Annotated in this window: 24 protein-coding genes; 16 read left to right on the forward strand and 8 right to left on the reverse strand. The window is 66.7% G+C overall.

Annotated elements, in window-relative coordinates; translation table 11 throughout:
• Window positions 1-5: 5 nt before the first annotated feature.
• Window positions 6-779, forward strand: a complete 774-nt coding sequence (locus tag ER13_RS05105; protein ID WP_008259933.1) for a creatininase family protein — start codon at window positions 6-8, stop codon at window positions 777-779.
• Window positions 780-832: 53 nt separating this feature from the next.
• On the forward strand, window positions 833-1,249 hold the full coding sequence (locus ER13_RS05110) for a hypothetical protein (protein ID WP_035307279.1): 417 nt from the start codon (window positions 833-835) through the stop codon (window positions 1,247-1,249).
• Between the two features lie 78 nt (window positions 1,250-1,327).
• On the opposite strand, the gene ER13_RS05115 is transcribed toward ER13_RS05110, so the two are convergent.
• Window positions 1,328-2,203 carry a LysR family transcriptional regulator gene (locus ER13_RS05115; protein ID WP_155988096.1) on the reverse strand — a complete coding sequence of 292 codons (876 nt, stop codon included), beginning with the start codon at window positions 2,201-2,203 and terminating at the stop codon, window positions 1,328-1,330.
• A gap of 178 nt (window positions 2,204-2,381) precedes the next feature.
• Between ER13_RS05115 and ER13_RS05120 the strand changes: the two genes are divergently transcribed.
• On the forward strand, window positions 2,382-3,050 hold the full coding sequence (locus tag ER13_RS05120) for a glutathione S-transferase family protein (RefSeq protein ID WP_035307283.1): 669 nt from the start codon (window positions 2,382-2,384) through the stop codon (window positions 3,048-3,050).
• 276 nt (window positions 3,051-3,326) lie between these two features.
• Here ER13_RS05120 and ER13_RS05125 read toward each other — a convergent pair whose 3' ends face one another.
• The 4 genes from ER13_RS05125 to ftsY form a co-directional block, all read right to left on the reverse strand.
• On the reverse strand, window positions 3,327-3,602 hold the full coding sequence (locus ER13_RS05125) for a YdeI/OmpD-associated family protein (protein WP_035307284.1): 276 nt from the start codon (window positions 3,600-3,602) through the stop codon (window positions 3,327-3,329).
• 67 nt (window positions 3,603-3,669) lie between these two features.
• Window positions 3,670-4,284, reverse strand: a complete 615-nt coding sequence (locus ER13_RS05130; protein WP_008259635.1) for a MarR family winged helix-turn-helix transcriptional regulator — start codon at window positions 4,282-4,284, stop codon at window positions 3,670-3,672.
• Window positions 4,285-4,411: 127 nt separating this feature from the next.
• Window positions 4,412-5,068 carry an inner membrane-spanning protein YciB gene (locus ER13_RS05135; RefSeq protein WP_035307287.1) on the reverse strand — a complete coding sequence of 219 codons (657 nt, stop codon included), beginning with the start codon at window positions 5,066-5,068 and terminating at the stop codon, window positions 4,412-4,414.
• 1 nt (window position 5,069) lies between these two features.
• The gene (gene ftsY / locus ER13_RS05140) at window positions 5,070-6,005 is read right to left on the reverse strand and encodes a signal recognition particle-docking protein FtsY (RefSeq protein WP_035307290.1); all 936 of its coding nucleotides are present in this window, start codon (window positions 6,003-6,005) and stop codon (window positions 5,070-5,072) included.
• Between the two features lie 375 nt (window positions 6,006-6,380).
• Between ftsY and ER13_RS05145 the strand changes: the two genes are divergently transcribed.
• From ER13_RS05145 to ER13_RS05170, 6 genes are all read left to right on the forward strand, one after another.
• Window positions 6,381-6,611 carry a ParD-like family protein gene (locus ER13_RS05145; RefSeq protein WP_035307293.1) on the forward strand — a complete coding sequence of 77 codons (231 nt, stop codon included), beginning with the start codon at window positions 6,381-6,383 and terminating at the stop codon, window positions 6,609-6,611.
• Entirely contained in the window at window positions 6,608-7,378 is a 771-nt protein-coding gene (gene map, locus ER13_RS05150) for a type I methionyl aminopeptidase (protein ID WP_035307295.1), read from the forward strand. Before ER13_RS05145 ends, map begins: the two co-directional genes overlap by 4 nt.
• Window positions 7,379-7,510: 132 nt before the next feature.
• The gene (locus ER13_RS05155; RefSeq protein ID WP_035307298.1) at window positions 7,511-8,563 is read left to right on the forward strand and encodes a sensor histidine kinase; all 1,053 of its coding nucleotides are present in this window, start codon (window positions 7,511-7,513) and stop codon (window positions 8,561-8,563) included.
• A 103-nt stretch (window positions 8,564-8,666) separates the two neighbouring features.
• On the forward strand, window positions 8,667-10,712 hold the full coding sequence (locus ER13_RS05160) for an NAD(+) synthase (RefSeq protein ID WP_035307300.1): 2,046 nt from the start codon (window positions 8,667-8,669) through the stop codon (window positions 10,710-10,712).
• 239 nt (window positions 10,713-10,951) lie between these two features.
• A complete protein-coding gene (locus ER13_RS05165; protein WP_008263608.1) occupies window positions 10,952-11,176 on the forward strand; it encodes an alkylphosphonate utilization protein in 225 nt (74 codons plus the stop codon).
• A 42-nt stretch (window positions 11,177-11,218) separates the two neighbouring features.
• Window positions 11,219-12,364, forward strand: coding sequence for a GTP-binding protein (locus tag ER13_RS05170; protein ID WP_008263613.1), 1,146 nt, complete (start codon window positions 11,219-11,221; stop codon window positions 12,362-12,364).
• 211 nt (window positions 12,365-12,575) lie between these two features.
• On the opposite strand, the gene ER13_RS05175 is transcribed toward ER13_RS05170, so the two are convergent.
• Genes ER13_RS05175 through ER13_RS05185 form a run of 3 tightly spaced genes read right to left on the reverse strand, consistent with a single transcriptional unit; the run spans window position 12,576 to window position 15,337 of the window.
• Window positions 12,576-13,619 carry a deoxyhypusine synthase gene (locus ER13_RS05175; protein ID WP_008259915.1) on the reverse strand — a complete coding sequence of 348 codons (1,044 nt, stop codon included), beginning with the start codon at window positions 13,617-13,619 and terminating at the stop codon, window positions 12,576-12,578.
• Between the two features lie 41 nt (window positions 13,620-13,660).
• Entirely contained in the window at window positions 13,661-14,035 is a 375-nt protein-coding gene (locus tag ER13_RS05180) for a four helix bundle protein (RefSeq protein ID WP_035307302.1), read from the reverse strand.
• A gap of 36 nt (window positions 14,036-14,071) precedes the next feature.
• Entirely contained in the window at window positions 14,072-15,337 is a 1,266-nt protein-coding gene (locus ER13_RS05185) for a type III PLP-dependent enzyme (RefSeq protein ID WP_035307304.1), read from the reverse strand.
• A gap of 232 nt (window positions 15,338-15,569) precedes the next feature.
• On the opposite strand from ER13_RS05185, the gene ER13_RS05190 reads away from it, so the two are divergent.
• The 7 genes from ER13_RS05190 to galU all read left to right on the forward strand — a co-directional run.
• Window positions 15,570-16,592 carry a DUF2254 domain-containing protein gene (locus tag ER13_RS05190; RefSeq protein ID WP_231492481.1) on the forward strand — a complete coding sequence of 341 codons (1,023 nt, stop codon included), beginning with the start codon at window positions 15,570-15,572 and terminating at the stop codon, window positions 16,590-16,592.
• Window positions 16,561-16,800, forward strand: a complete 240-nt coding sequence (locus ER13_RS18965) for a DUF2254 domain-containing protein (protein WP_231492482.1) — start codon at window positions 16,561-16,563, stop codon at window positions 16,798-16,800. Before ER13_RS05190 ends, ER13_RS18965 begins: the two co-directional genes overlap by 32 nt.
• Window positions 16,801-16,906: 106 nt before the next feature.
• Complete coding sequence (gene phnC / locus ER13_RS05195) at window positions 16,907-17,716, forward strand: phosphonate ABC transporter ATP-binding protein (RefSeq protein ID WP_008264302.1); 810 nt, start codon at window positions 16,907-16,909, stop codon at window positions 17,714-17,716.
• Window positions 17,713-18,741, forward strand: coding sequence for a phosphate/phosphite/phosphonate ABC transporter substrate-binding protein (gene phnD, locus ER13_RS05200; protein ID WP_008259855.1), 1,029 nt, complete (start codon window positions 17,713-17,715; stop codon window positions 18,739-18,741). Before phnC ends, phnD begins: the two co-directional genes overlap by 4 nt.
• Window positions 18,742-18,758: 17 nt before the next feature.
• A complete protein-coding gene (gene phnE, locus ER13_RS05205) occupies window positions 18,759-19,628 on the forward strand; it encodes a phosphonate ABC transporter, permease protein PhnE (protein ID WP_035307321.1) in 870 nt (289 codons plus the stop codon).
• 88 nt (window positions 19,629-19,716) lie between these two features.
• Window positions 19,717-20,784 carry a substrate-binding domain-containing protein gene (locus ER13_RS05210; RefSeq protein WP_035307307.1) on the forward strand — a complete coding sequence of 356 codons (1,068 nt, stop codon included), beginning with the start codon at window positions 19,717-19,719 and terminating at the stop codon, window positions 20,782-20,784.
• 82 nt (window positions 20,785-20,866) lie between these two features.
• Window positions 20,867-21,742 (forward strand): UTP--glucose-1-phosphate uridylyltransferase GalU (gene galU / locus ER13_RS05215; protein WP_035307310.1); only part of this gene is annotated, 876 nt, incomplete at its 3' end.

A 21,742-nucleotide genomic window follows, 5' to 3' on the forward strand; every position in this document is an offset into this window, starting at 1 on the left:
CGCCCATGCTGATCCACCTGTCGTCCTGGCCCGAGATCGACGCCCAGATCGCGTCGGGCCGGCCCCTGTCGAAGACGGTCGTCGTGCCGATCGGCTCCAACGAGCAGCACGGGCCGACGGGCCTGTTGGGCACCGACTGGCTGTGCCCCGAGATCATCGCCCACGAGGCCGAGCGTTCGGACGCCGCCCTGATGGTCGCCCCCACCTTCAACATCGGCATGGCCCAGCACCACCTGGCCTTCGCCGGCACCATCTCCTTGCGCCCCTCCACCTTCATGGCCGCCATCACCGACTGGGTCTCGTCGCTCAGCCGCCACGGGTTCGAGCGGATCTATTTCCTCAACGGCCACGGCGGCAACGTCGCCACCATCGAGGCGACCTTCTCGGAAATCTACGCCGAATGGAGCTTCGTCGAGGACGAACCCCCATTTGTTCTGAAGCTCAAGAACTGGTGGGACCTGCCGGGCGTCCAGGGCCTGTGCAACTCGATCTTCCCCACCGGCCACGGCATGCACGCCACCCCGTCCGAGATCGCCGTGACCCAGGCCGCCTATCCCGACCGGATCAAGACGGCCGACTACAGCCCCCAGATCGCGCCCAGCGGCCCGATCCGCGACGCCCTCGACTATCGCGCCCGCTTCCCCGACGGCCGCATCGGCTCCGACCCGGCCCAGGCCAACCCCGAAAAGGGCCGCCGCATCATCGACCTGGCCGTCCCCGCCCTGCTGTCCGACGTCGCGGCCTTCGCCGCCGAGGCCCGGCCCGGAGACGCGTCCTGACCCGCAAGATCTGCGCCACCGGCGTTCCAACACCGGCTGTTCTGGGCGCCGAAATGCTGTCCGCCTCGGCCGAGGTCATCGCGGCGCGCACCACCCTGATGGTCCACGGCCTGACCGATCCGGCCGGCCAGGACAGGGTCGAACTGTCGCTGATGAGCTCGGAAAAGACCGAGGCCCTGTCCGCCTCCGCCGCCGCGCTCGCCGCCAGCGCCGGGACCGTCGGCAAACGCCTGGGCCAGGCCGCCCTGGACGAAGGCGCACGCGCCCTGCAGGCGGCGACTGAAATCGCCGGCGCCCGGACCCCGGCCGAAGCCGCCCAGGCCCAGTTCCGTTACGCCCTGGGCTGGTGGAGCCGCGCCGCCGGCCAGGCCCTGACCCTGAACGCCGAACTGACCCAGGCCCAGCCCGACGCCCTGACCCCCATCCACAAGACCGCCGTCGCCAACGCCAAGCGGTTGAGGAAGTCGTAGGGGCAACCGCTCACCCCCGTCATCTTCGGGCTTGACCTGGGATGCGGATATTCGGGACTAGCGCGGCGAGCAAAAGGGCTAGCCGGACGCATCAAGCGATGCTGCTAGGTGATCCACGATGGCCCGTACTTTCGCTGACGGCCGCGGCCCCGCCGGAAAAACAGCGTAAACCTCGGCGGGTTCGAGACGATAGCGATCGAGCAATTGTACAAGCTGGCCCCTGCGCAGTTCTTCTCCTGCCATGACGCGGGTGGCCAGCGCGACGCCGAGCCCTGCGACTGCGGCTGCAAGGACCCCTGGCGCCGAGTTGATCCAGAGTTTCGCCGAGACATCGACTGACGTAGCGGTGTGATTGTGCGTGAAGCGCCAGCTCTCGCGGCCGAACAATCCGTGCTGGACAATGCAATCGTGCCCGGCGATTTCAGCGGGACTTGCAGGCTCGCCACGTGAAGAGAGATAGGCGGGCGCGGCGACCACCAGCCGTTCGACCCGCGCGATTCTGCGAGCGCCGAAGGTGGAGTCGTCGAGCGGCCCGACTCCTAGGCGTATGGCTACGTCGACCCCCTCCGTGACGAGGTTCTGGCGCGCGTCGCTCATGACAATTTCGACTCGGAGATCCGGATGCAGCGGCAGGAACGTCGCCAGCGCCGGAATGACAGCGCGCGCGCCATAGAGCACCGGCATGGCGAGGCGGAGCACGCCGTGCAGCGAGTCAAGCCCTCGGGTCGCCTGCTCGGCCTCCTCCATCTCCGCGAGCAGATGTCTTGCACGCTCCAGGTACAGAGACCCGGCTTCCGTCAGGGAGATGCTGCGGGTAGTGCGCAACAACAGCGTCGTGCCCAGACGCGCCTCCAGCGCGCCGATGATGCGCGATACCGAGGGCTGCGATAGGTTCAGCTCGCGGGCCGCCCGCGAAAGGCCGCCGCCCTCGGCCACGCGGACGAAAACGGCCATCTCCTGCCAACGGTCACTCATTCGAAATCCGAATATAACCTGTTCGAATTCGACTGATACACGGCCTCTGGCGGATAGCCTAATTCCTCTCTCACGGCGATCACGCCGTCTCATCGTTTGATCTTCGGTAGGTCATTGCCGAACTCAATCGATACCTAAAAATACGGAGCGAGTTCCAATGTCGATCAAGATTTATGGCGACCCAGGCTCGGGAAGCCTGCGTCGCGTCACGTCAGCATCAGCCGCGATGGGCGTGCCGATCGAACGCGTGAACATCGACCTCTTCAAGGGCGAGAGCCACACGCCGGAGTTCCTAGAGCTCAATCCGCACGGCCTTTCGCCTGTGATGGTGGATGGCGACTTCGTTCTCTACGAGTCTTCGGCGATCAATCTTTATCTCGCGGAGAAGGCGGGCAGCGACCTCGCCGGCGCCACGACGCGCGAACGGTACGAGATCCTTCAGTGGATGTTTTGGTCGGGCGAACAGTGGCGGGTCTTCGCGACGCTCACCTTCGACGAGGTGCTCGCCAAGCGTTTCGTGGGCCTGCCTGCGGACGAGACCATCGTGCAGTTGGCGTTCGCCAAAATCCGCGCTGCGGCAGCGGTGCTGGACGCCCATCTCGCGGATCGACAGTTCATCGTCGGCGATCGGCTGACGCTGGCCGACCTCGATATCGCAGGACCTTTCTCGCAGAATGAGCGGACCAAAATCCCGCTCAACGAATTCCCTAACTTGGTCGCTTGGCAGCAGCGACTGTTGAAGACGGCGCCCGCGTGGGCCGCCACCAAGCAGGAGGTCGATGCTCGCATCGACGGCGCTCTCGACGCGGCCGGAATCAAACTGTGAAGCTTAGCGCCGACGCCTTCAGGCGTCGGCGCATTGCGCACAAGCCGAGCTAGTGGCCAACGCTGCACGCCCGAAATCCCCCTCACCTCAGCGGCAAAAACAACTCCGCCGCCGCCCCCTCTCCGGCTCCCCCAGGAACTCAGCATCCGGGCATGATCGTGGTCCAGCGCCGTCGTCATCATCCTCATCCGTCGTGATGAGGCCACCTTGGCGCCGGACGCCGTCGCGCGCTCGACCGATCTTGCGGTTTGAAACGGCCCCTGACACGAGGACCGCCTAAGCTGCTCCGGTCCCCTTGTCGCGATGCGGGCATCCCGGCCAGCAGCAGGGGCGGCGTTTGCCGTCGCTCAGGTTCTCGCGACCCCAGTCGATCCGCTTGAGCCGGGTCTCGGCCTTCTTAGCCGACTCGACCCAGCAGATCCATTCGTTGCGGGCCAGGGGGGTGATCGCCGTCCAGGTCGCCAGGGCTGCGGCGTCGCGGCTCAGCGCCGCCCGCAGATCGGCGGGCAGGGGGTGGACGACGCCGCCGGGCAGGGCTGCATCCTCAGCCATGCGCCATTTTCGCAGCCCCGGATTTGCGCCGCAAGCCGTGTCCTGCCCACCCCGTGGGGCGGGGAAGTCAGGCGACCTCGACCACCTTCAGCTTGGGCTTCTTGAGCTTGGAGGTCTTGGCCGGGCGGACCGCCTTCTTGGCGGCCTTTTCGGCCTTCTTGGCTTCCTTCTCGGCCATCTTCAGCGCCTTCTTGGCGGCCTTGGCCTCGGCCTTGGCGGCGTCGGGGGCGGCGTCGGCGGCGGCGGCCAGTTCAGCCAGCTGGGCCAGGAAGGTCTCGCGCTGGCCCTTGGGCAGCAGGGCCATGATCCGCTTGTCGGCGGCCTCGACCAGCGGGCGGGCGGCCTCAAGCCGGGCGGCGCCCTCCGTGGACAGACGGACCGCCTTGGCGCGGGCGTCCAGGGTCGAGCGTTCGCGCTCCAGCAGGCCCTTGGCGGTCATGCGGGTGACCAGGTCGGCCAGGGTCGAGCGGTCGATGCCGGTCATCCGCACCAGTTCGGTCTGGGTCAGACCGGCCTTCAGCGAGGCGGCCTCAAGCACGGCGAACTGTCGCTGGGTCAGGCCGTCGGCGCCCATTTCCTCGGAATAGATGTCCAGGGCCAGTTGCAGGGCCCGGTGCATCAGGTGACTGGGCGAGGTGGCCAGAGGCCCGACCTTGCGTAACGACTTGCCAGACTTGACCATATCGACCGTCCCCCGAGTGTCTTTCGTCCGCATGCGTACCAGCCGCGCTTTACGATTTGACGCGACACGTATGTCACTTCCGCGACATTCTGTCTGTAGGCTCCCGTGGTTTCGTCAGGTGCGCGCGCTACATTCCCGTGTCGGGAGAAATGGGACCGGGCTCCTCGTCCTTGGTCATGTTCTTCATGATCAGCGGCACCTGGGACAGGCCGAAGATCGAGGCGGCGATCCACAGGACGCCGCGGAAACTGGTCCAGACGTCGTTCGGATTTGGGGTGTCGCGGCCCAGGGCGTGCCAGAGGGCGGTCACGGCGGCGGGGCTGCGGAAAATCTCGTTCAGGATCGCCACCGCCAGGAAATACAGGCCGTAGCGCAGGGTCAGGGTGCGCCAGGCGGCGTCATTGACCTTGATGGCCGAGCCCAGCAGGGCCTTGAACGGATATTTCTTCAGCGGGATCGACCCCAGCAGGATCACCGCCAGCAGGCCGTTCTGCACCGTCAGCTTCAGCTTCACATAGAGGTCGTCATGGGTGAGGACGGTCAGCAGGCCGAACACCAGGGCGAACAGGCCGGTGATCAGCGGCAGGGGGGCGAACCGCCGCTCCACCGCATAGCCGATGATCAGGGCCAGGCCCGAGGCGCCGACCAGGACCCAGGTCGCCAGGATCATGTCCCGGCTGACGAAATAGCTGATCATGAAGGCGGCCAGGGCGCCGAAATCGACGGCCTGGCGGATCCACTGGCGGTTCTTCTTCGGTTCGGGAGAAGCGGTCGTGTCGGTCATGTCAGTCTTCCAGTCCCACAAGCGCGCGGGAGAAGGCGCGGGCGTCGAAGGGTTGCAGGTCGTCGATCCCCTCGCCCACGCCGATCAGCATAAGCGGGGCGTCGGAGGCCTGGGCCACGGGCACCAGCACCCCACCCCGCGCCGTGCCGTCCAGCTTGGTCATGACGATGCCGGTGACGAAGGCGGTGCGGCCGAAGATCTGTTCCTGGGCAAGGGCGTTGCGGCCGACCGTGGCGTCCAGCACCAGCAGGGTGTCGTGGGGGGCCGCCGGATCGATCTTCTTCAGCACGCGCACGATCTTGAGCAACTCGTCCATCAGGGCCGACTTGTTCTGCAGCCGGCCGGCCGTATCGACCAGGACGACGTCGAACCCCTCGGCCCGCGCCTTGGCGTAGGCGTCGAAGACCAGGCCGGCGGCGTCGGCGCCGTCGCGACGGCTCTCGAACTCGGCGCCCGCCCGGTCGGCCCAGACCTTCAGCTGTTCACGGGCGGCGGCGCGGAAGGTGTCGCCGGCGACGATCATGACCTTGGCGCCCTTGCCCGTCAGGTCGGCGGCGATCTTGCCCAGGGTCGTGGTCTTGCCCGAGCCGTTCACCCCGACGAACAGGACGACATAGGGTTTGGGCCCGCTCAACGGGTCGAAGGTCGCCTGGCGCGGCGACAGTTCGGCGGCGACGGCCTCGGCCAGGGCCTCCTTGACCTCATGTTCCTGGGCGTCCTTGCCGAACTTCAGCGCGCGGAAGCGTTCGACGATCCGGGCCGAGGCGGCGGGGCCGAGATCGCTTTCCAGCAGATGCTCCTCCAGCCGCTCCAGCGCCGCCTCGGACAGGGGTTCCTTGACGAAGCTGGCGACGACCTGGTCGGTCATCTGTTTGGAGGAGCGCGAGAGCCCCGCGGACAGGCGCTGGAACCAGCCCTTTTTCGGCGTATCGGTCATCGGATGGCTTTAGCGGCGGCGGAGGCCGACGTCATCCGCATTCGCATGCAGACGGCGGCCTGCGTCATCGGGCGCCGGGGCGGGGATTTCAGACTCTCGCGGGAAAAAACAGAGTCTAGATCGTATGAATCGTCTGAAATCCGCCCTCTCCGCCGTGTCCGTCCTCTGGACCGCAGACTATGAGGCCGACGGGAGCCCAGGCTGGGAAAAGACCCCGAAGATTCGGCAAGACCTTGAAATCCCTGATGAAGCACCAGCGTCATTGTGACAGTTGGCGGATGGGGCGCGGCGCCGACACGGCGGAAACGGCCGCTTGCGGCGCCAGAACGACGAATATACGTTACATGTACGAATCATATAGTCCGGAGTCAGGCCTTGGGCATCGTCAATATCGAGGACGCGCTGCACGAACAGCTGCGTCGCGCCAGCAAGGCCTCCTATCGGTCCATCAACGCCCAGGCGGCCTTCTGGATAAGGATCGGCCTGTTGTGCGAGACCAATCCGGGCCTGACCTTTCAGGACCTGGTGGCGCGTGAGCTGAAGGCGGCGGGCGTGGACGCGACGGCCCTGATGGACGCCCCGGCTCCGACCGGCGCGGCTGCATGACCAAGACCCCCGCCGAGGTCGAGTTGATGGCCGAGGCCGGGCGCCGGCTGGCCTCGGTCTTCACCCATCTGGACGGGCTGGCGCTGGCCGGCATGACCACGATGGAGATCAATGACCGCGTCGAGGCCTTCATCGTCGATGAACTTCAGGCCCGGCCCGCCAGCAAGGGCCAGTACGGCTATGGGTTCGTGCTGAACAGTTCGCGCAATCAGGTCGTCTGCCATGGCGTGCCGTCGACGGACGAGATGCTGAAAAGCGGCGACATCGTCAATCTGGACATCACCCTAGAGAAGGACGGCTTCATCGCCGATTCCAGCAAGACCTATCTGATCGGGACCGTGGGGCCCCAGGCGCGGCGTCTGGTCCGCACCACCTATGAGGCGATGTGGAAGGGTATTCGGGCCGTGCGGCCGGGGGCGAAGCTGGGCGACATCGGCTTCGCCATCGAGCAGCACGCCAAGAAGGCCGGCTATTCGGTCGTGCGCGAATATTGCGGCCACGGCATCGGCCGCGAAATGCACGAAGACCCCCAGGTGCTGCATTTCGGCAGGGCGGGCACGGGCGTGACCCTGCGCGAGGGCATGGTCTTCACCATCGAACCCATGCTGAACCAGGGCCGCCGGACGGTGCGGACCGAGGACGACGGCTGGGCCGTGGTGACGGCCGACGGGATGCTGTCGGCCCAGTTCGAACATACGGTGGCGGTGACAGGGGACGGGGTGCGGGTGCTGACATTGCGGCCCGAGGAGAAGCGGGCGGCGGCCTAGAGCGAAGTCGTCACTTTCGATGCTCAGTTGCGCCCCCGCATGCTAGAGTGGGGTGAAAGACGCTCAGACGCGTCTGAACCCGAGGCTTGATGCTCACACTGAGCGTCGCGACGGGATCGGAAAGGGAGGCCCATGGCTCCCGTATCTCAAGATGAAGATCTGGGCTCCGCCCTGGCCCTGGCGGTCATTTCGGTGTCCAGCGCACCGCTGCTGCTGATGGACGAGGCGTTCGACATCGTCGCCGCCAGCCAATCCTTCCTGATGGAATTCGGGCTGGACGACGATGCGGTGGTCGGGCGGTCGATCTTCGACCTGGGCGGCGGGGAATGGAACCTGCCCCGGCTGCGCTCCCTGCTGGGCGCGGTCGGTTCCGGCGGGGCGGACGTGCCCGACTATCAGCTGGACATGCCGTTCCGGACCGCCGCGACCCGCAGCCTGAAACTGAACGCCAAGCGCCTGGCCTTCTCCGACGTCCAGCCCGTGCGCCTTTTGCTGACCATCGTGGACGTCACGGCGGACAAGGCGGCCCAGAAGAAGATGGACGACCTGGTGCGGCAGAAGGAGGTTCTGCTTCAGGAGGTTCAGCACCGCGTCGCCAACAGTCTGCAGATCATCGCCAGCGTGCTGCTGCAGACCGCGCGGAAGACGGAATCGATCGAAAGCCGCGCCCATCTGACCGAGGCGCACAACCGCGTCATGTCGGTCGCCGAGGTCCAGCGCCAGCTGTCCCTGAACAAGGTCGGCGAGGTCGCGCTGAAACCCTATCTGGCGCAGTTGTGCGGCAGTATCGGCGCCTCGATGATCGCCGACCATGATCTGGTGCGGATCGAGGTCAGCGGCGACGCCAGCGCCCTGGACGCCGAGGTCTCGGTCAGTCTTGGCCTGGTCGTCACCGAACTGGTGATCAACGCCCTGAAACACGCCTTCCCCAACGGGCGGAAGGGCCTGGTCAGCGTGGATTTCCAGTCGCGGTCCCAGGATTGGGATCTGACGATTTCCGACGACGGCGTCGGCATGCCGAAGAACCCGGACGATTCAGAAGCCGGCCTGGGAACCGCCATCGTCAAGGCCCTGGCCAGCCAGCTCGACGCCACGATCACCGTCAAGGACCTGGACCCCGGCACGGAGGTCTCGGTGCTGCATCGCAAGACCGACGAAGAGACGGCGGCCGCGCCGGCGGTCTAGGCGCATCGGCAGGCGACGTCGGACGGGGGGATTCTCTCCCGTCGTCATTCCGGCCTATATGAAGGCTGACGACCGGCGCGCGCCGGGATGAACGGACGACCCCATGGCCGAGCCCCTGCCCTTCCATTCCCCCAAGACCCACGGCTTCGTGCGGGTGGCGGCGGCGACGCCCGTCAGCCATGTGGGCGACCCCCGGGCCAATGCGGAGGAGCACGTCGCCCTGATCCGTCAGGCGGCCGATCAGGGGGTGGACCTGATGGTGTTTCCGGAATTGTCGCTGTCGGCCTACGCCATCGACGACCTGCATATGCAGGCGGCCCTGCTGGACGAGGTGGAGCGCCAGATCGCGGTGATCGCCCAGGCGACGGGCGAGCATGATCTGGTCGCCGTGGTCGGGGCGCCGATCCGCAACGGCGACGCCCTGTACAACTGCGCCGTGGTGATGGGCGCCGGCGAGGTTCTGGGCGTCGTGCCCAAGACCTATCTGCCCAACTACCGGGAATATTACGAGAAACGCTGGTTCGCCCCGGCGACGGCCCGCGCCGAGGACGTGATCCGTCTGAACGGCGAGACGGTGGATTTCGCGCCCGGCCTGGTGTTCGAGGCGGTCAACCGGCCGGGCTTCGTCTTCGCGGTCGAGATCTGCGAGGACTATTGGGCGCCCCTGCCCCCCTCGCCCCGCGCGGCCCTGGCGGGGGCGCGGATCCTGCTGAACCTGTCGGCGTCGAACATCGTCATCGGCAAGGCCGACGAGCGCGCCATGCTGAGCGCCAGCCATTCGGCCCGCACCCTGTCGGCCTATGTCTTCACCGCCTCGGGCTGGGGCGAGAGCACCACCGACCTGGCCTGGGACGGTCAGGCGACCATCCACGAACTGGGGTCGAAACTGGCCGAGGGCGAGCGGTTCGCCCTGGAGAACCACCTGACCCTCGCCGACGTCGACGTGGACCGGATCGGGCTGGATCGCCTGAGAAACGGCACCTTTTCCGAATGCGCGCGGGTCGAGGGCGAACCGGCGACCGTCGTCCCCTTCATGGCGCGCGAGGACGTGGTCGAGAGCGAGTTGATCCGGCCGCTGGACCGTTTCCCCTTCGTGCCGGACGAGGCCGGACGGCTGGATCAGGACTGCTACGAGGCCTTCAACATCCAGGTCCAGGGCCTGATGCGCCGGATGACGGCGACCAATGGCGAGCGGCTGGTCATCGGCGTGTCGGGCGGGCTGGATTCGACCCAGGCCCTGCTGGTCGCCTGCCGCGCCTTCGACCGGCTGAACCTGCCCCGGACCAATATCCTGGGCTTCACCATGCCCGGCTTTGCGACCTCGGACGGGACCAAGTCCAACGCCTGGGCCCTGATGAAGGCTCTGGGCGTGACGGGGGCCGAGATCGACATCCGCCCCGCCGCCGAACAGATGTTCAAGGACATCGGCCACCCCTATGCGGCGGGCAAGCCGGTGCACGACATCACCTTCGAGAATGTGCAGGCCGGCCTTCGGACCGACTATCTGTTCCGCCTGGCCAACCAGAACCGGGGCTTCGTCCTGGGCACCGGCGACCTGTCGGAACTGGCTCTGGGCTGGGCCACCTACGGCGTCGGCGACCATATGAGCCACTACAACGTCAACGGCGGGGTGGCGAAGACCCTGATCCGCCACCTGATCCGCTGGGTGGCCGACCGCGAACTGGTCGGCGCCGAGGCGAGCCCGACCCTGCACGCCATCCTGAACACCGAGATTTCGCCCGAACTGGTGCCGGCCAAGGACGGCGTGATCCAGTCCACCGAGGGCACGGTCGGCCCCTATGCGCTGAACGACTTCTTCCTGTTCTACATCAGCCGCTTCGGCCTGAAGCCGTCCAAGGTCGCCTTCCTGGCGCACCAGGCCTGGAGCGACGCCGGCGCCGGACATTGGCCGGCCAACACGCCGGAGAACGAGCGGGTCGAGTACGACCTGGCGACCATCAAGGCCTGGCTGCGGAAATTCCTGATCCGCTTCTTCCAGACCGCCCAGTTCAAACGCTCGGCCCTGCCGAACGGGCCGAAGGTGGTGACCGGCGGCTCCCTGTCCCCGCGCGGCGACTGGCGCGCCCCGTCGGACGGCAATGCTCGGGTGTGGCTGGACGAACTGGACGCCAACGTGCCGGACGCCTGACGGCGTCGGTTCCTTGTTCGGGCTATCGCGCTTCGCGCTACTTGAGCCCGCGAATTCGGGCTATCGCGCTTCGCGCTACTTGAGCCCGCGAATTCGAGCTATCGCGCTTCGCGCTACTTGAACCCGCGAATTCGAGCTATCGCGCTTCGCGCTACTTGAACCCGCGAAATCGCTCATATCCACATTCGAAACGCGGATATTGCGTGACGCATGGGGTCCACGCCGCTAGAAGCTTCGCCATGACCGAAGACGTGACCAAAGACTCAAACGGCAACATCCTGGCCGACGGCGACAGCGTGACCCTGATCAAGGATCTGAAGGTCAAGGGCTCGGGCGGCGTGACGCTGAAGCGCGGGACCCTGGTCAAGAACATCCGTCTGACCGGCGACACCGACGAGATCGAGGCCAATGTCGACAAGGTGCGCGGCCTGGTCCTGCGCGTCGAGTTCGTGAAGAAGGCCTAAGCCCCCTTTTCATCGGGCGATGCAGCCGCCATCTAGCGGCCTATGACCGACACCCTCGACGCCCCCGTTTCGACCGCCGCACCCCAGAATTCTGGCGGCAAGATCCCCGTCACCGTCCTGACCGGCTATCTCGGCGCGGGCAAGACCACGCTGCTGAACCGGATCCTGACCGAGGATCACGGCAAACGCTACGCCGTCATCGTCAACGAGTTCGGCGAGATCGGCATCGACAACGACCTGGTGGTCGGCGCCGACGAGGACGTGTTCGAGATGAACAACGGCTGCGTCTGCTGCACGGTGCGCGGCGACCTGATCCGCGTGGTCGCCGGCCTGATGAAGCGCCAGCGTCCCGGCAAGCCGGCCTTCGACGCCATTATCGTCGAGACCACGGGCCTGGCCGATCCCGGGCCGGTGGCCCAGACCTTCTTCGTCGACGAGGACGTCAAGGCCAAGACCCAGCTGGACAGCGTCACCACCCTGGTCGACGCCAAGCACGTGATGGCGCGTCTGGACGATTCAAAAGAGGCCCGCGAACAGGTGGCCTTCGCCGACCGGATCATCCTGAACAAGGTCGATCTGGCGACCCCGGAAGAGCTGGACGCGGTCGAGGCCCGGCTGCGGGCGCTGAACCCGCTGGCGCCCATCGTGCGCGCCGAACGGTCGAACGTGCCGCTGGACCAGGTGCTGGGCCTGGGCGCCTTCGATCTGGAGCGGATTCTGGAGGTCCAGCCCGATTTCGCCAACCCGCCGCACGGCGCGGACGGCCATGTGCACGACGAGCACTGCGGCCACGACCACCACCATCATGACCACGACCACGGGCATGATCATTCGCACGGCGACCATTCCCACGACGCGCATTCCCATGGCGCGAGGGGTCACGCCCACCAGGACGACATCAAGGGCATCTCCCTGTCGCTGGACCGTCCGCTGGACGGCGCCAAGTTCACCGCCTGGCTGGACCGGCTGCTGGGCGAGCAGGGTCAGAACATCCTGCGCGCCAAGGGCATCATCGACGTCCAGGGCGAGAACCGCCGTCTGGTCTTCCAGGCCGTCCACATGATCCTGGAGGGCGATCTGCAGCGCGAATGGGGCGAGAACGAACGCCGCTGGAGCCGCGCCGTCTTCATCGGCCGCGAACTGGACGAGGCCGCGCTGCGGGCCGGGTTCGAGGGTTGCGCGGCCTAGAACGACCTTCCCCCGCTTGCGGGGGAAGTGTCAGGTCGTGGCGCGTAGCGACACGCCTGACGATGGGGGAAGTCTCTTCTGAACGAAGACTTCCCTCTCCGACCCTGGTTCGCTGCGCGAACGACGGGCCACCTCTCCCGCAAGCGGGAGAGGGTAAGAAAAAGGCCGGCGGATCGCTCCGCCGGCCTTTCTATCAGGCAGCCGGTTCGGCTCAGCCCTTCTCGAACAGCTTGTTCCAACGGCGCTTGTCGCGGGCCTTCCAGGCGCCGCGGTGGTAGGCGTCGGAGCCGATCAGGGGGACGACGGTGGTGGCTTCGGCGAAGACCATCTGCTCGTGGGTGGTCTGGACCTTGCCCCAGGAGGCGGCCTCTTTCAGCGTCGAGGAGGAACAGGCGCCGTCGCGGACGTCGGCGACGGTGATCTGGACCGCATAACGGTGCATCTCGGCCTCGACGCCGAGGATTTCGGCGCAGACGACGGTGTCCTGGGCGAAATTCTTGGGCACGCCGCCGCCGACCATGAACAGGCCGGTGACGCCGGCGGCGATCTTGATGTCTGTCAGTTCGCGGAAGTCGGCGATGGCGTCCAGCATCAGATAGGGCAGACCGGCCGCGGCGCGTTCCTTCTGGTGCTTGACCAGGCCGAAGCCGGCCGATGAGTCGACGAAGGCCGGGCAGAAGATCGGCACGCCTTCTTCATAGGCGGTCTGGATCAGCGAGCCGGGCTTCTTGGCGTTGCCCTCGCTCAGCCACTTGCCCATTTCCCAGATGAACTCGCGGCTGGAATAGCCGCGCGGCTCCAGCCGGTTGGCGATCTCCAGGATGGTGTGGTCGCAGGCCTGGAGCTCTTCCTCGTCGATATAGGTGTCGTAGATCCGATCGACGTAGTTCTCGCGCAGGACGTTGTCGTCCACCTCGCCGGCGGCCTGATAGTGTTTGAAGCCCAGGGCCTCGAAGAAATCCATGTCGACGATCGAGGCGCCGGTGGCGACGACCGCGTCCACCATGCCGAACTTCACCATGTCGCGGTACACGTGCATGCAGCCGCCGGCCGAGGTCGAGCCGGCCAGGATCAGCCACGGCGAGCAGTCCTTGTCCTCGATGGCCATGGAGAAGATGTCGGCGGCGCGGGCGGTGTCGCGGCTCGAGAACGACATCTTGCGCATCGAGTCGATGATCGGGCGCGCGTCGAAGCTGGTGATGTCGACATGCTCGACGACGTTCTGCAGCAGCTGGGCCTTGGTGTTGGCAGTCATGGGTGACTCGTGAATCGTGAGGCGTGAATGGTGAAGTGCGGTCAGTCGTGCCGCCGTTGCTTCAGTCGCGTCGAAAGGGCGGAGAGCATACGCCCGATCCGCTCCATGTCGGCAAGCAAAGGCTGGAGATTGTCAGTCGTTAGATAGCCGAGACGCGCGCCGATGAGGAGATGGGTTTCGACCTCCGCGAGCGACCCGCGCGCGACGCCGAGGAAGTGGAAGAACTCACCCGTTCCGTTTCGGCCTGCGCCCTCCGCGATATTGGCGGCCACGCTGACGGCTGAACGACGAACTTGACTGATCAGGCCAAACCGCTCGTCAGACGGCCAGGAGACCGAGCAACGATAAACGGCTTCAACCCAATCAACCGAGAGCTTCCAGACGTCTAGATCGCGGTGAGTTCGCAAGTCGGTCATGGCTGACAATCACGACTCACGATTCACCTCTCACGATCAGCGTCGCGACTTCTTCCTCTGACCGGCCTTACCTTTCGGACGTGACAGACGCACGACCTTGCGGGCGTTCTCCTCGGCCGTGGTGCGCACGGTGGGGATGGAACGCGGCGCCAGGCCGTAGAGCGAGGCCATCGGGGCGTCTTCGACGATGGCGATGTCGTGTTCGCCATAGCCGTTGAAGCCGGTCGACATGGCGACGCCATAGGCGCCGAGCATGCCGATTTCGATGAAATCGCCTTCGCGGATGTCGGCCGGAAGCCAGAACGGACCCGGCATATGGTCGATCGAGTCGCAGGTCGGACCATAGAACTGGAACGCCTTCAGCTCGGACGCAGCCTCGCCGTCCCGGACCAGTTTGGTCGGGAAGGGCCAGCGCGAGTGGGTCGCGTCGAACAGCGAGCCGTAGGAGCCGTCGTTCAGATACAGGGCGTCGCCCTTGCGCAGGTCCACACGGGCCAGGATCGACGAGGATTCGGCGACGATGGCCCGGCCGGGCTCGCACCACAGCTCGGTCGTTTCCGACACCGGCATCTCGTTGAAGCCGCGATGGATGGCGTCGGCGTATTCGCTCATGTCCGGCGGAACCATGCCGGGATAGACCGAAGGGAAGCCGCCGCCGACATCGACGATGTCCACGATGACGCCCGCACGGCTGATCGAACGGCCGACCTGGGCCATGGCCGCCTGATAGGCGGTCGGGCGCATGCACTGGCTGCCGACATGGAAGCTGACGCCCATCAGCCCGTCCTTGACCGCCTGGCGCGTGGCCAGCAGCAAGGCGGGGGCCTGGTCGGCGGGAACGCCGAACTTGCCCGACAGGGTATAGGCGGCGCCGTCGGCCGAAACCGCCATGCGCACGATCAGGTTCAGGTCGTCCGCGCCGCCGGTGGCGTCGAGGATCTTGTTCAGCTCATCCACGCAGTCGAGCGAGAAGGTGCGAACGCCGTGTTCGAAATAGGCCTTGGTGATCGCAGACCGGCTCTTGACCGGATGCATGAAGGCCAGGCGAACGTCATGGCTGACCGAACGCACCAGTTCGATCTCGGCGATGGACGCCACGTCGAAGCCGCGAACCCCGGCCTCGATCAGGGTCTCGATGACCCAACGCGACGGATTCGCCTTCACGGCATAGAAGACGTCGGCTTTTAGATTATCCTGGAACCAAAGCGCCGCTACGGATACCGAACGCGGTCGCACGAGGGCGACGGGACGTTCAGGGGACCGCTCACGGACCAGGTCCAGGGGAAGCTGATACGTGCGCAATTCACGTAACCCCCTGCTAATTGTGAAACCCAGACCGGCGTTAGCAGCGCTTAACGGTTAGACCACGGGGTCCGCCGGAAGCCGCGATATGGGGGCATCGGACTGTCATGTAAAGGGGTTTTTTCGTGGCGGGGCCTGGGTTTGGACTGTCACAAATCCCCCGCGACAGTGTCACAGCCCCCCAGGGGCGCAACCTTGGCCTTTTCACGCCGTTGATGAACGGGAGGCGTGAATGAATCGATGGCTGTTCCTGTGGCGCAAGACGCGGCGCCAACTGTGGGTGCGGGCGACCGCCTACGCCGTCTTCGGCCTGGCGGCCTCGCTGCTGGCGGCGGCCCTGTCGCCCTGGGTGCCCCAGGACATGGCCGAGCGCCTGGGCGGAGAATCGGTCGAATCCATCCTGACCATACTGGCGTCCAGCCTGCTGGGCGTCGCGACCTTCTCGGTCGGGGCCATGGTGACGGCCTATACGTCGGTGTCGTCCGCCGCCAGCCCCAGGGTCGCGGCCCTGGTGACCAGCGACGAGGAAACCCAGAAGTCGCTGGCGACCTTCGTCGGCGCCTTCCTGTACGCCATCGTGTCGGTGACGGCGATCAACGCCCATTACTACGGCCAGAACGGCCGGGCGATCCTGTTCCTGTTCAGCCTGGCCATGGTCGGGCTGGTGGCGTTTCGCCTGCTGGCCTGGATCAACCGCCTGTCCAGCCTGGCGCGGGTCGGGCACATGATCGAGCTGGTCGAGTCCTATGCGCGGGATGCGCTGGAACAGCGCCGTGACCTGCCGCGACTGGGCGGTCGGGCGGGCGGCCTGGAAAACGGCGCCGTCGTCGTCGCCCCCGCCACCGGCTATGTCCAGAACGTCGATCCCGACCGGCTTCAGACCCTGGCCGAGGCGCGCGACTGTCAGGTCGAGGTCGTGGCTGCGCCCGGCGCATTCGTGCGGCGCGGCGGGGTGCTGGCGCGCATCAGCCTGACCGCCTGCGACGACACGGCGCAGGCCGACTTCTGCTCGGCCTTCGCCCTGGGCGATTCCCGGTCCTATGATCAGGATCCGCGTTTCGGCCTGATCGTGCTGGGGGAGATCGCCGCCAAGGCCCTGTCTCCCGGCGTCAACGACCCCGGAACGGCGATCCAGATCATCGGCGCGGGCGTCCGCCTGCTGGACGTCTGGACGGGCGACGCCAGTCCGGAAAAACAGCCCCCCGCATCGCGACCGGCTGTTCGTGCCGGGAATCGCCGACGCGGACCTGCTTGACGATGTTTTCGGACCGGTGGCCCATTACGGGGCCGGAGACGTCGCCGTCGCCGTGCGGCTTCAGAAGGGCCTGAAGACTCTGGCGACGACGCCGGCCCTGGCCGGGGCGGTGGAGGTTCTGGCCCGCGAGGCGCTGGACAGATCGCGCGTCGCCCTGCCGATCGCCGCCGATGTCGCACGGGTCGAGGCGGCGGCCGAGGCCGGTTGAACGGGTCGGGTCTGGACGAGATTGCGCCTGCCGTGCGATTAAGACTTGCCCAGAAGCCTTTGTCGCGTCATGCGGCGCCCGTTCGCCACAGCCTCCCAGCGAGTTCATGACCTCATCCGCAGCCGCCGTCGCCCCCGGGCTTGTCCTGGCGCGTGACGTGTCGAAGACCTTCGGATCGCGAAAGGCGCTGGACGGCGTCTCGATCTCCGTGGCCTCGGGCGAGATGGTCGCCCTGATCGGCCCGTCGGGATCGGGCAAGTCCACCCTGCTGCGCTCCATCACCGGCCTGCAGTCGATCGATCCCGGCAAGGGGACGATCAGCGTCTTTGGTGAAACCGTCCAGAAGGACGGGCGCGTCACCGGCGCCGTGCGCCAGGCGCGCGGCAAACTGGGCATGATCTTCCAGCAGTTCAATCTGGTCGGGCGGCTGAGCCTGTTCTCCAATGTCATGCTGGGCGCCCTGGGGCGTCTGCCGGCCTGGCAGGGCCTGCTGGGCCTGTGGCCCCAGGCCGACAAGGATCGCGCCATGGCGGCCCTGCACCGGGTCGGGGTCAGCGACTACGCCGGGCAGCGCGCCAACACCCTGTCGGGCGGCCAGCAGCAGCGGGGCGCCATCGCCCGCGCCATCGTGCAGGGCGCCAAGGCCATCCTGGCCGACGAACCCGTCGCCTCGCTGGACCCCGTGTCCGCCCGCAAGGTCATGGAGCTGCTGGTCGAGTTGAATCGCCGCGACGGCATGGGGGTGATCGTCACCCTGCACCAGGTCGACTACGCCATCCGCTACTGCGACCGCGTCATCGCGCTGCAGGGCGGCAAGATCGTCTATGACGGTCCCGCCACGGGCCTGGATCAACAGCGCCTGATCGATATCTATGGTCCTGAATTCGAGGACGCGTTCTGGGAGACCAAGGCATGAGCCCGTTTCAAGCTTCTTTGGCGCGTCGCTTCGTAGCGAAGGCCGGCGTCGCCGCCCTGGGCGCCGCGATGATCCTGGGCCTCGCCTCGTGCGGCGGGGGCGACGAGAAGCCGGCGGCCGGGACCATGCCGTCGGAACTGACCTTCTCCATCCTCTCGGCCGAGGGCCAGGCCTCTTCGGGCCCGCTGTGGCAGCCGCTGCTGGACGACATGTCCAAGGCCGTCGGCGTGCCGGTGAAGCCCTTCTTCGCGGGCAACTACAATGTCCTGATCGAGGCCATGCGGTTCAACCAGACCCAGGTGGCCTGGTTCTCGGCCAAGCCGGCCCTGGAAGCCGTGGACCGCGCCCAGGGCGAGGTCATCGCCCGCATCGTCGATCCCGAGGGTCGCGACAGCTACACCTCGACCCTGATCGTGCGCAAAGGCTCGGGCGTCACGCTGGACAAGGTGCTGGCCTGCGGCAAGCAGTATGATTTCGGCATCGGCGACGCCCAGTCCACCTCGGGCACGCTGGCGCCCCTGACCTTCCTGTTCAATCCGCGCGGCATCGTGCCGGCCCAGTGCTTCAAGACCGTGCGCTCGGCCAGCCACCAGGCCAACGCCTTCGCCGTCGCGACCGGCGTGGTCGATGTTGCGACCTCCAACTCGGTCAACACCGTCTTCATGCGCCGCGAGAACCCGCAGCTGGCGTCGCAGATCGAGGACATCTGGGTGTCGCCGCCGATCCCGGAATCCGGCATCGTCATCCGCGAGGATCTGGATCCGGCGCTGAAGGAGAAGCTGCGCAGCTTCTTCCTGACCTACGGCCAGGGCCAGGGCCCCGAGGCCGAGCGCCAGCGTCAGGTGCTGGCGGGCCTGAACTATTCAATGTTCCGCGCCGCCGACGATTCCTACCTGGACCCGGTGCGCGAGATGGTCGCCGACCAGAAGCTGAGCGAGGCCAGGGCCAAGAACGACCAGGCCGGCGTCGCCGCCGCCGAACGCGACCTGGCCGCCCTGCGCGCCAAGCGTGAGGTCCAGCCTTGACCGAAGCCAGCCTCGACATGGCGGCCAAGGGCGGCGTCGCCCCGACCGCCATTCCCTCGGCGCCGACCAAGTCGCTGTCGGCCACCCTGTTCGACCTGATGCTATGGGGCGGTCTGGCGATCATCCTGATCGCCAGCTTCGGCAAGGTGGACATGCAGAATTTCGGCCGGCTGTTCTCGGGCTCGTCGAACATCTCCACCTATGGCGCCGACCTGCTGCGGCCCGACTGGGGGGCCATCTTCCCGCCGGGAGACTTCTGGACGTCGTTCACCCATGTCTTCACCCAGCCGACGACCAGTCTGGCGGGCCAGATGTGGCTGACGGTGCAGATCGCCCTGTGGGGCACCTTCCTGGCCGTCTTCATCGCCCTGCCCCTCAGCCTGATGGCGTCGCGCAACATCGCGCCCGGCTGGATGGTCTTCATCGTGCGCCGGTTCATGGACCTGCTGCGGTCGATCCCCGACCTGGTCATCGCCACCCTGTTCATCGTCGCCGTGGGCCTGGGTCCGCTGGCCGGCGTGCTGGCCCTGGCGCTGAACACCGGCGGGGTTCTGGCCAAGCTGTTCTCCGAAGCGGTCGAGTCGATCGACAAGGGGCCGGTCGAAGGCGTGCGCGCCACCGGCGCCGGCAAGCTGCACGAGATCGTCTGGGGCGTCTTTCCCCAGGTGGCGCCGCTGTGGACCTCGTTCGCCCTGTATCGGTTCGAATCCAACAGCCGCGCGGCCACGGTGCTGGGCCTGATCGGGGCCGGCGGCATCGGCCAGACCCTGTTCGAGAGCATCCAGGCCTTCGACTACAGCCGGGTCGCCGCCATCGCCATCGTCATCGTGGTCGCCGTGACCCTGATCGACACCCTGTCCCAGGTCATGCGCAAACGCCTGCTGTAACGGTGGGCGCCGTGCCCGGGACGCAGGAAAAACAGTCACACTCGTCTGGTCTAACCGTCGTGAAATCGATGCTCAGGGAGATCTTCAAATGATCCGCACACTGAAACTGGCGACGGCGGCCGCCGCCCTTCTGGCCCTGGCGGCCTGCGGCGACGGCTCCGGCGGCGGGAGCTCGGGCGCCCGTTCGGGCATCTGGTCGGCCGGTTCATCGACCGTCTTCCCCTTCGCCACCCGCGTGGCCGAGAATTTCGCCCGCACCGCCGGCGGCGCCGCGCCCCGCGTCGAATCCCTGGGCACCGGCGGCGGCATCCAGGCCTTCTGCCAGGGCGTCGGCCCGAACACCCCGGACATCGCCAACGCCTCGCGTCCGATGAAGGCGTCGGAGTTCGACCTGTGCCAGAAGAACGGCGTCACCGACATCGTCGAGATCAAGATCGGCTTTGACGGCATCGTCGTCGCCACGGCCCGCAACGGCAACGGCTTCAACTTCGAACTGAACGACCTGTACGAAGGCCTGGCCAAGGAAGTGCCCGGCCCCGACGGCCAGTTCGTCGCCAACCCGGCCAAGACCTGGAACGAGGTCAACAAGGGCCTGCCGAACCAGCGGATCCAGGTCTATGGCCCGCCGCCCACCTCGGGCACACGCGACGCCTTCCTGGAGCTGGGCATGACGCCGGGCGCCAAGCTGGTGCCCGCCACCGCCGCCGTGGAGAAATCCGACAAGGACCGGTTCGAGGCCCTGGCCCACACCCTGCGCGAAGACGGCGCCTGGATCGACTCGGGCGAGAACGACAACGCCATCGTCCAGACCCTGACCCGCACGCCCGGTTCGCTGGGCGTGTTCGGCTATTCCTTCCTGGAACAGAACCTAGACACGGTGAAGGCCGAGACCATCGACGGCGTCACCCCCAACGCCGACACCATCGCCAGCGGCGAATACCCGCTGTCGCGCAGCCTCTTCATCTATGTGAAGAAGGCCCATATCGGCGTGATCCCCGGCCTGCAGCAGTATATTCAGGAATTCCTCTCGGAAGGCGCCGCAGGCAAGGGCGGCTATCTGGCCGACCGCGGCCTGATCCCGCTGCCCGAAACCCAACTGGTCGCCCAGCGCGCGACCGCATCGGCCATGACCCCGATGCAGCGGCCCGCCAAGTAGGGCGGAACCGACGGCCGTCCTGCCCCTTCTTTCGCCGGTCCGCACCGGCTAAGAGGGGCGGGATAGCTGTCAGGATTCATTGATGACCACCAAGCCCGCGCGTCTGCGCAAGGCCGTTCTGCCCGTCGCGGGCCTCGGCACCCGCGTTCTTCCCGGCACCAAGACCACGCCCAAGGAACTGCTGAACGTCGTCGATCGGCCGATTCTGTCCTATATCGTGGAAGAAGCCCGCGAAGCCGGGATCGAACACATCGTCTTCGTCACCGGCCGGTCCAAGGGCGCCATCGAGGACTATTTCGATCACCAGATCGAGCTTGAGGCCCAACTGCTGGCCAAGGGCAAGATCGAGATTCTCGAGATGATGAACGCCGAGCTGGCCTCGGCCGGCGAGATGAGCTTCACCCGCCAGATGCAGCCCAAGGGGCTGGGCCACGCCGTCTGGTGCGCCCGCGACATCATCGGCGACGAACCCTTCGCCGTCATCCTGCCCGACGTCATCGTCGATTCGCAGCCCGGCGCCCTGAAACAGCTGGCCGAGGTCTATGCCGAGACCGGCGGCAACATCATCGGCGTGGAATCCGTCGATGTCGAACTGGCCCACAAATACGGCATCGTCGATCCGGTCGGCCGTCAGGGCAACCGGATCGAGATGAAGGGGATGGTCGAGAAGCCCGCCCCCGGCACGGCGCCGTCCAATCTGTCGATCTCGGGCCGCTACATCCTTCAGCCGGAGATCTTCGACCTGCTGGCGACCCAGGAGAAGGGCGCCGGGGGCGAGATCCAGCTGACCGACGCGATGGCCCGCCTGATGGAGCGCCAGGCCTTCACCGCCGTCGAATACGCGGGCGTCACCCACGACTGCGGCGACAAGATCGGCCTGCTGCGCGCCAATGTGGCCCTGGCCCTGAAACGTCCCGACCTGGGCGAGGCGGCGCGGGCGGCGATTGCGGCCCTGCTT

This window comes from Brevundimonas sp. EAKA (assembly GCF_000698025.1).
Lineage (GTDB): Bacteria > Pseudomonadota > Alphaproteobacteria > Caulobacterales > Caulobacteraceae > Brevundimonas > Brevundimonas mediterranea_A.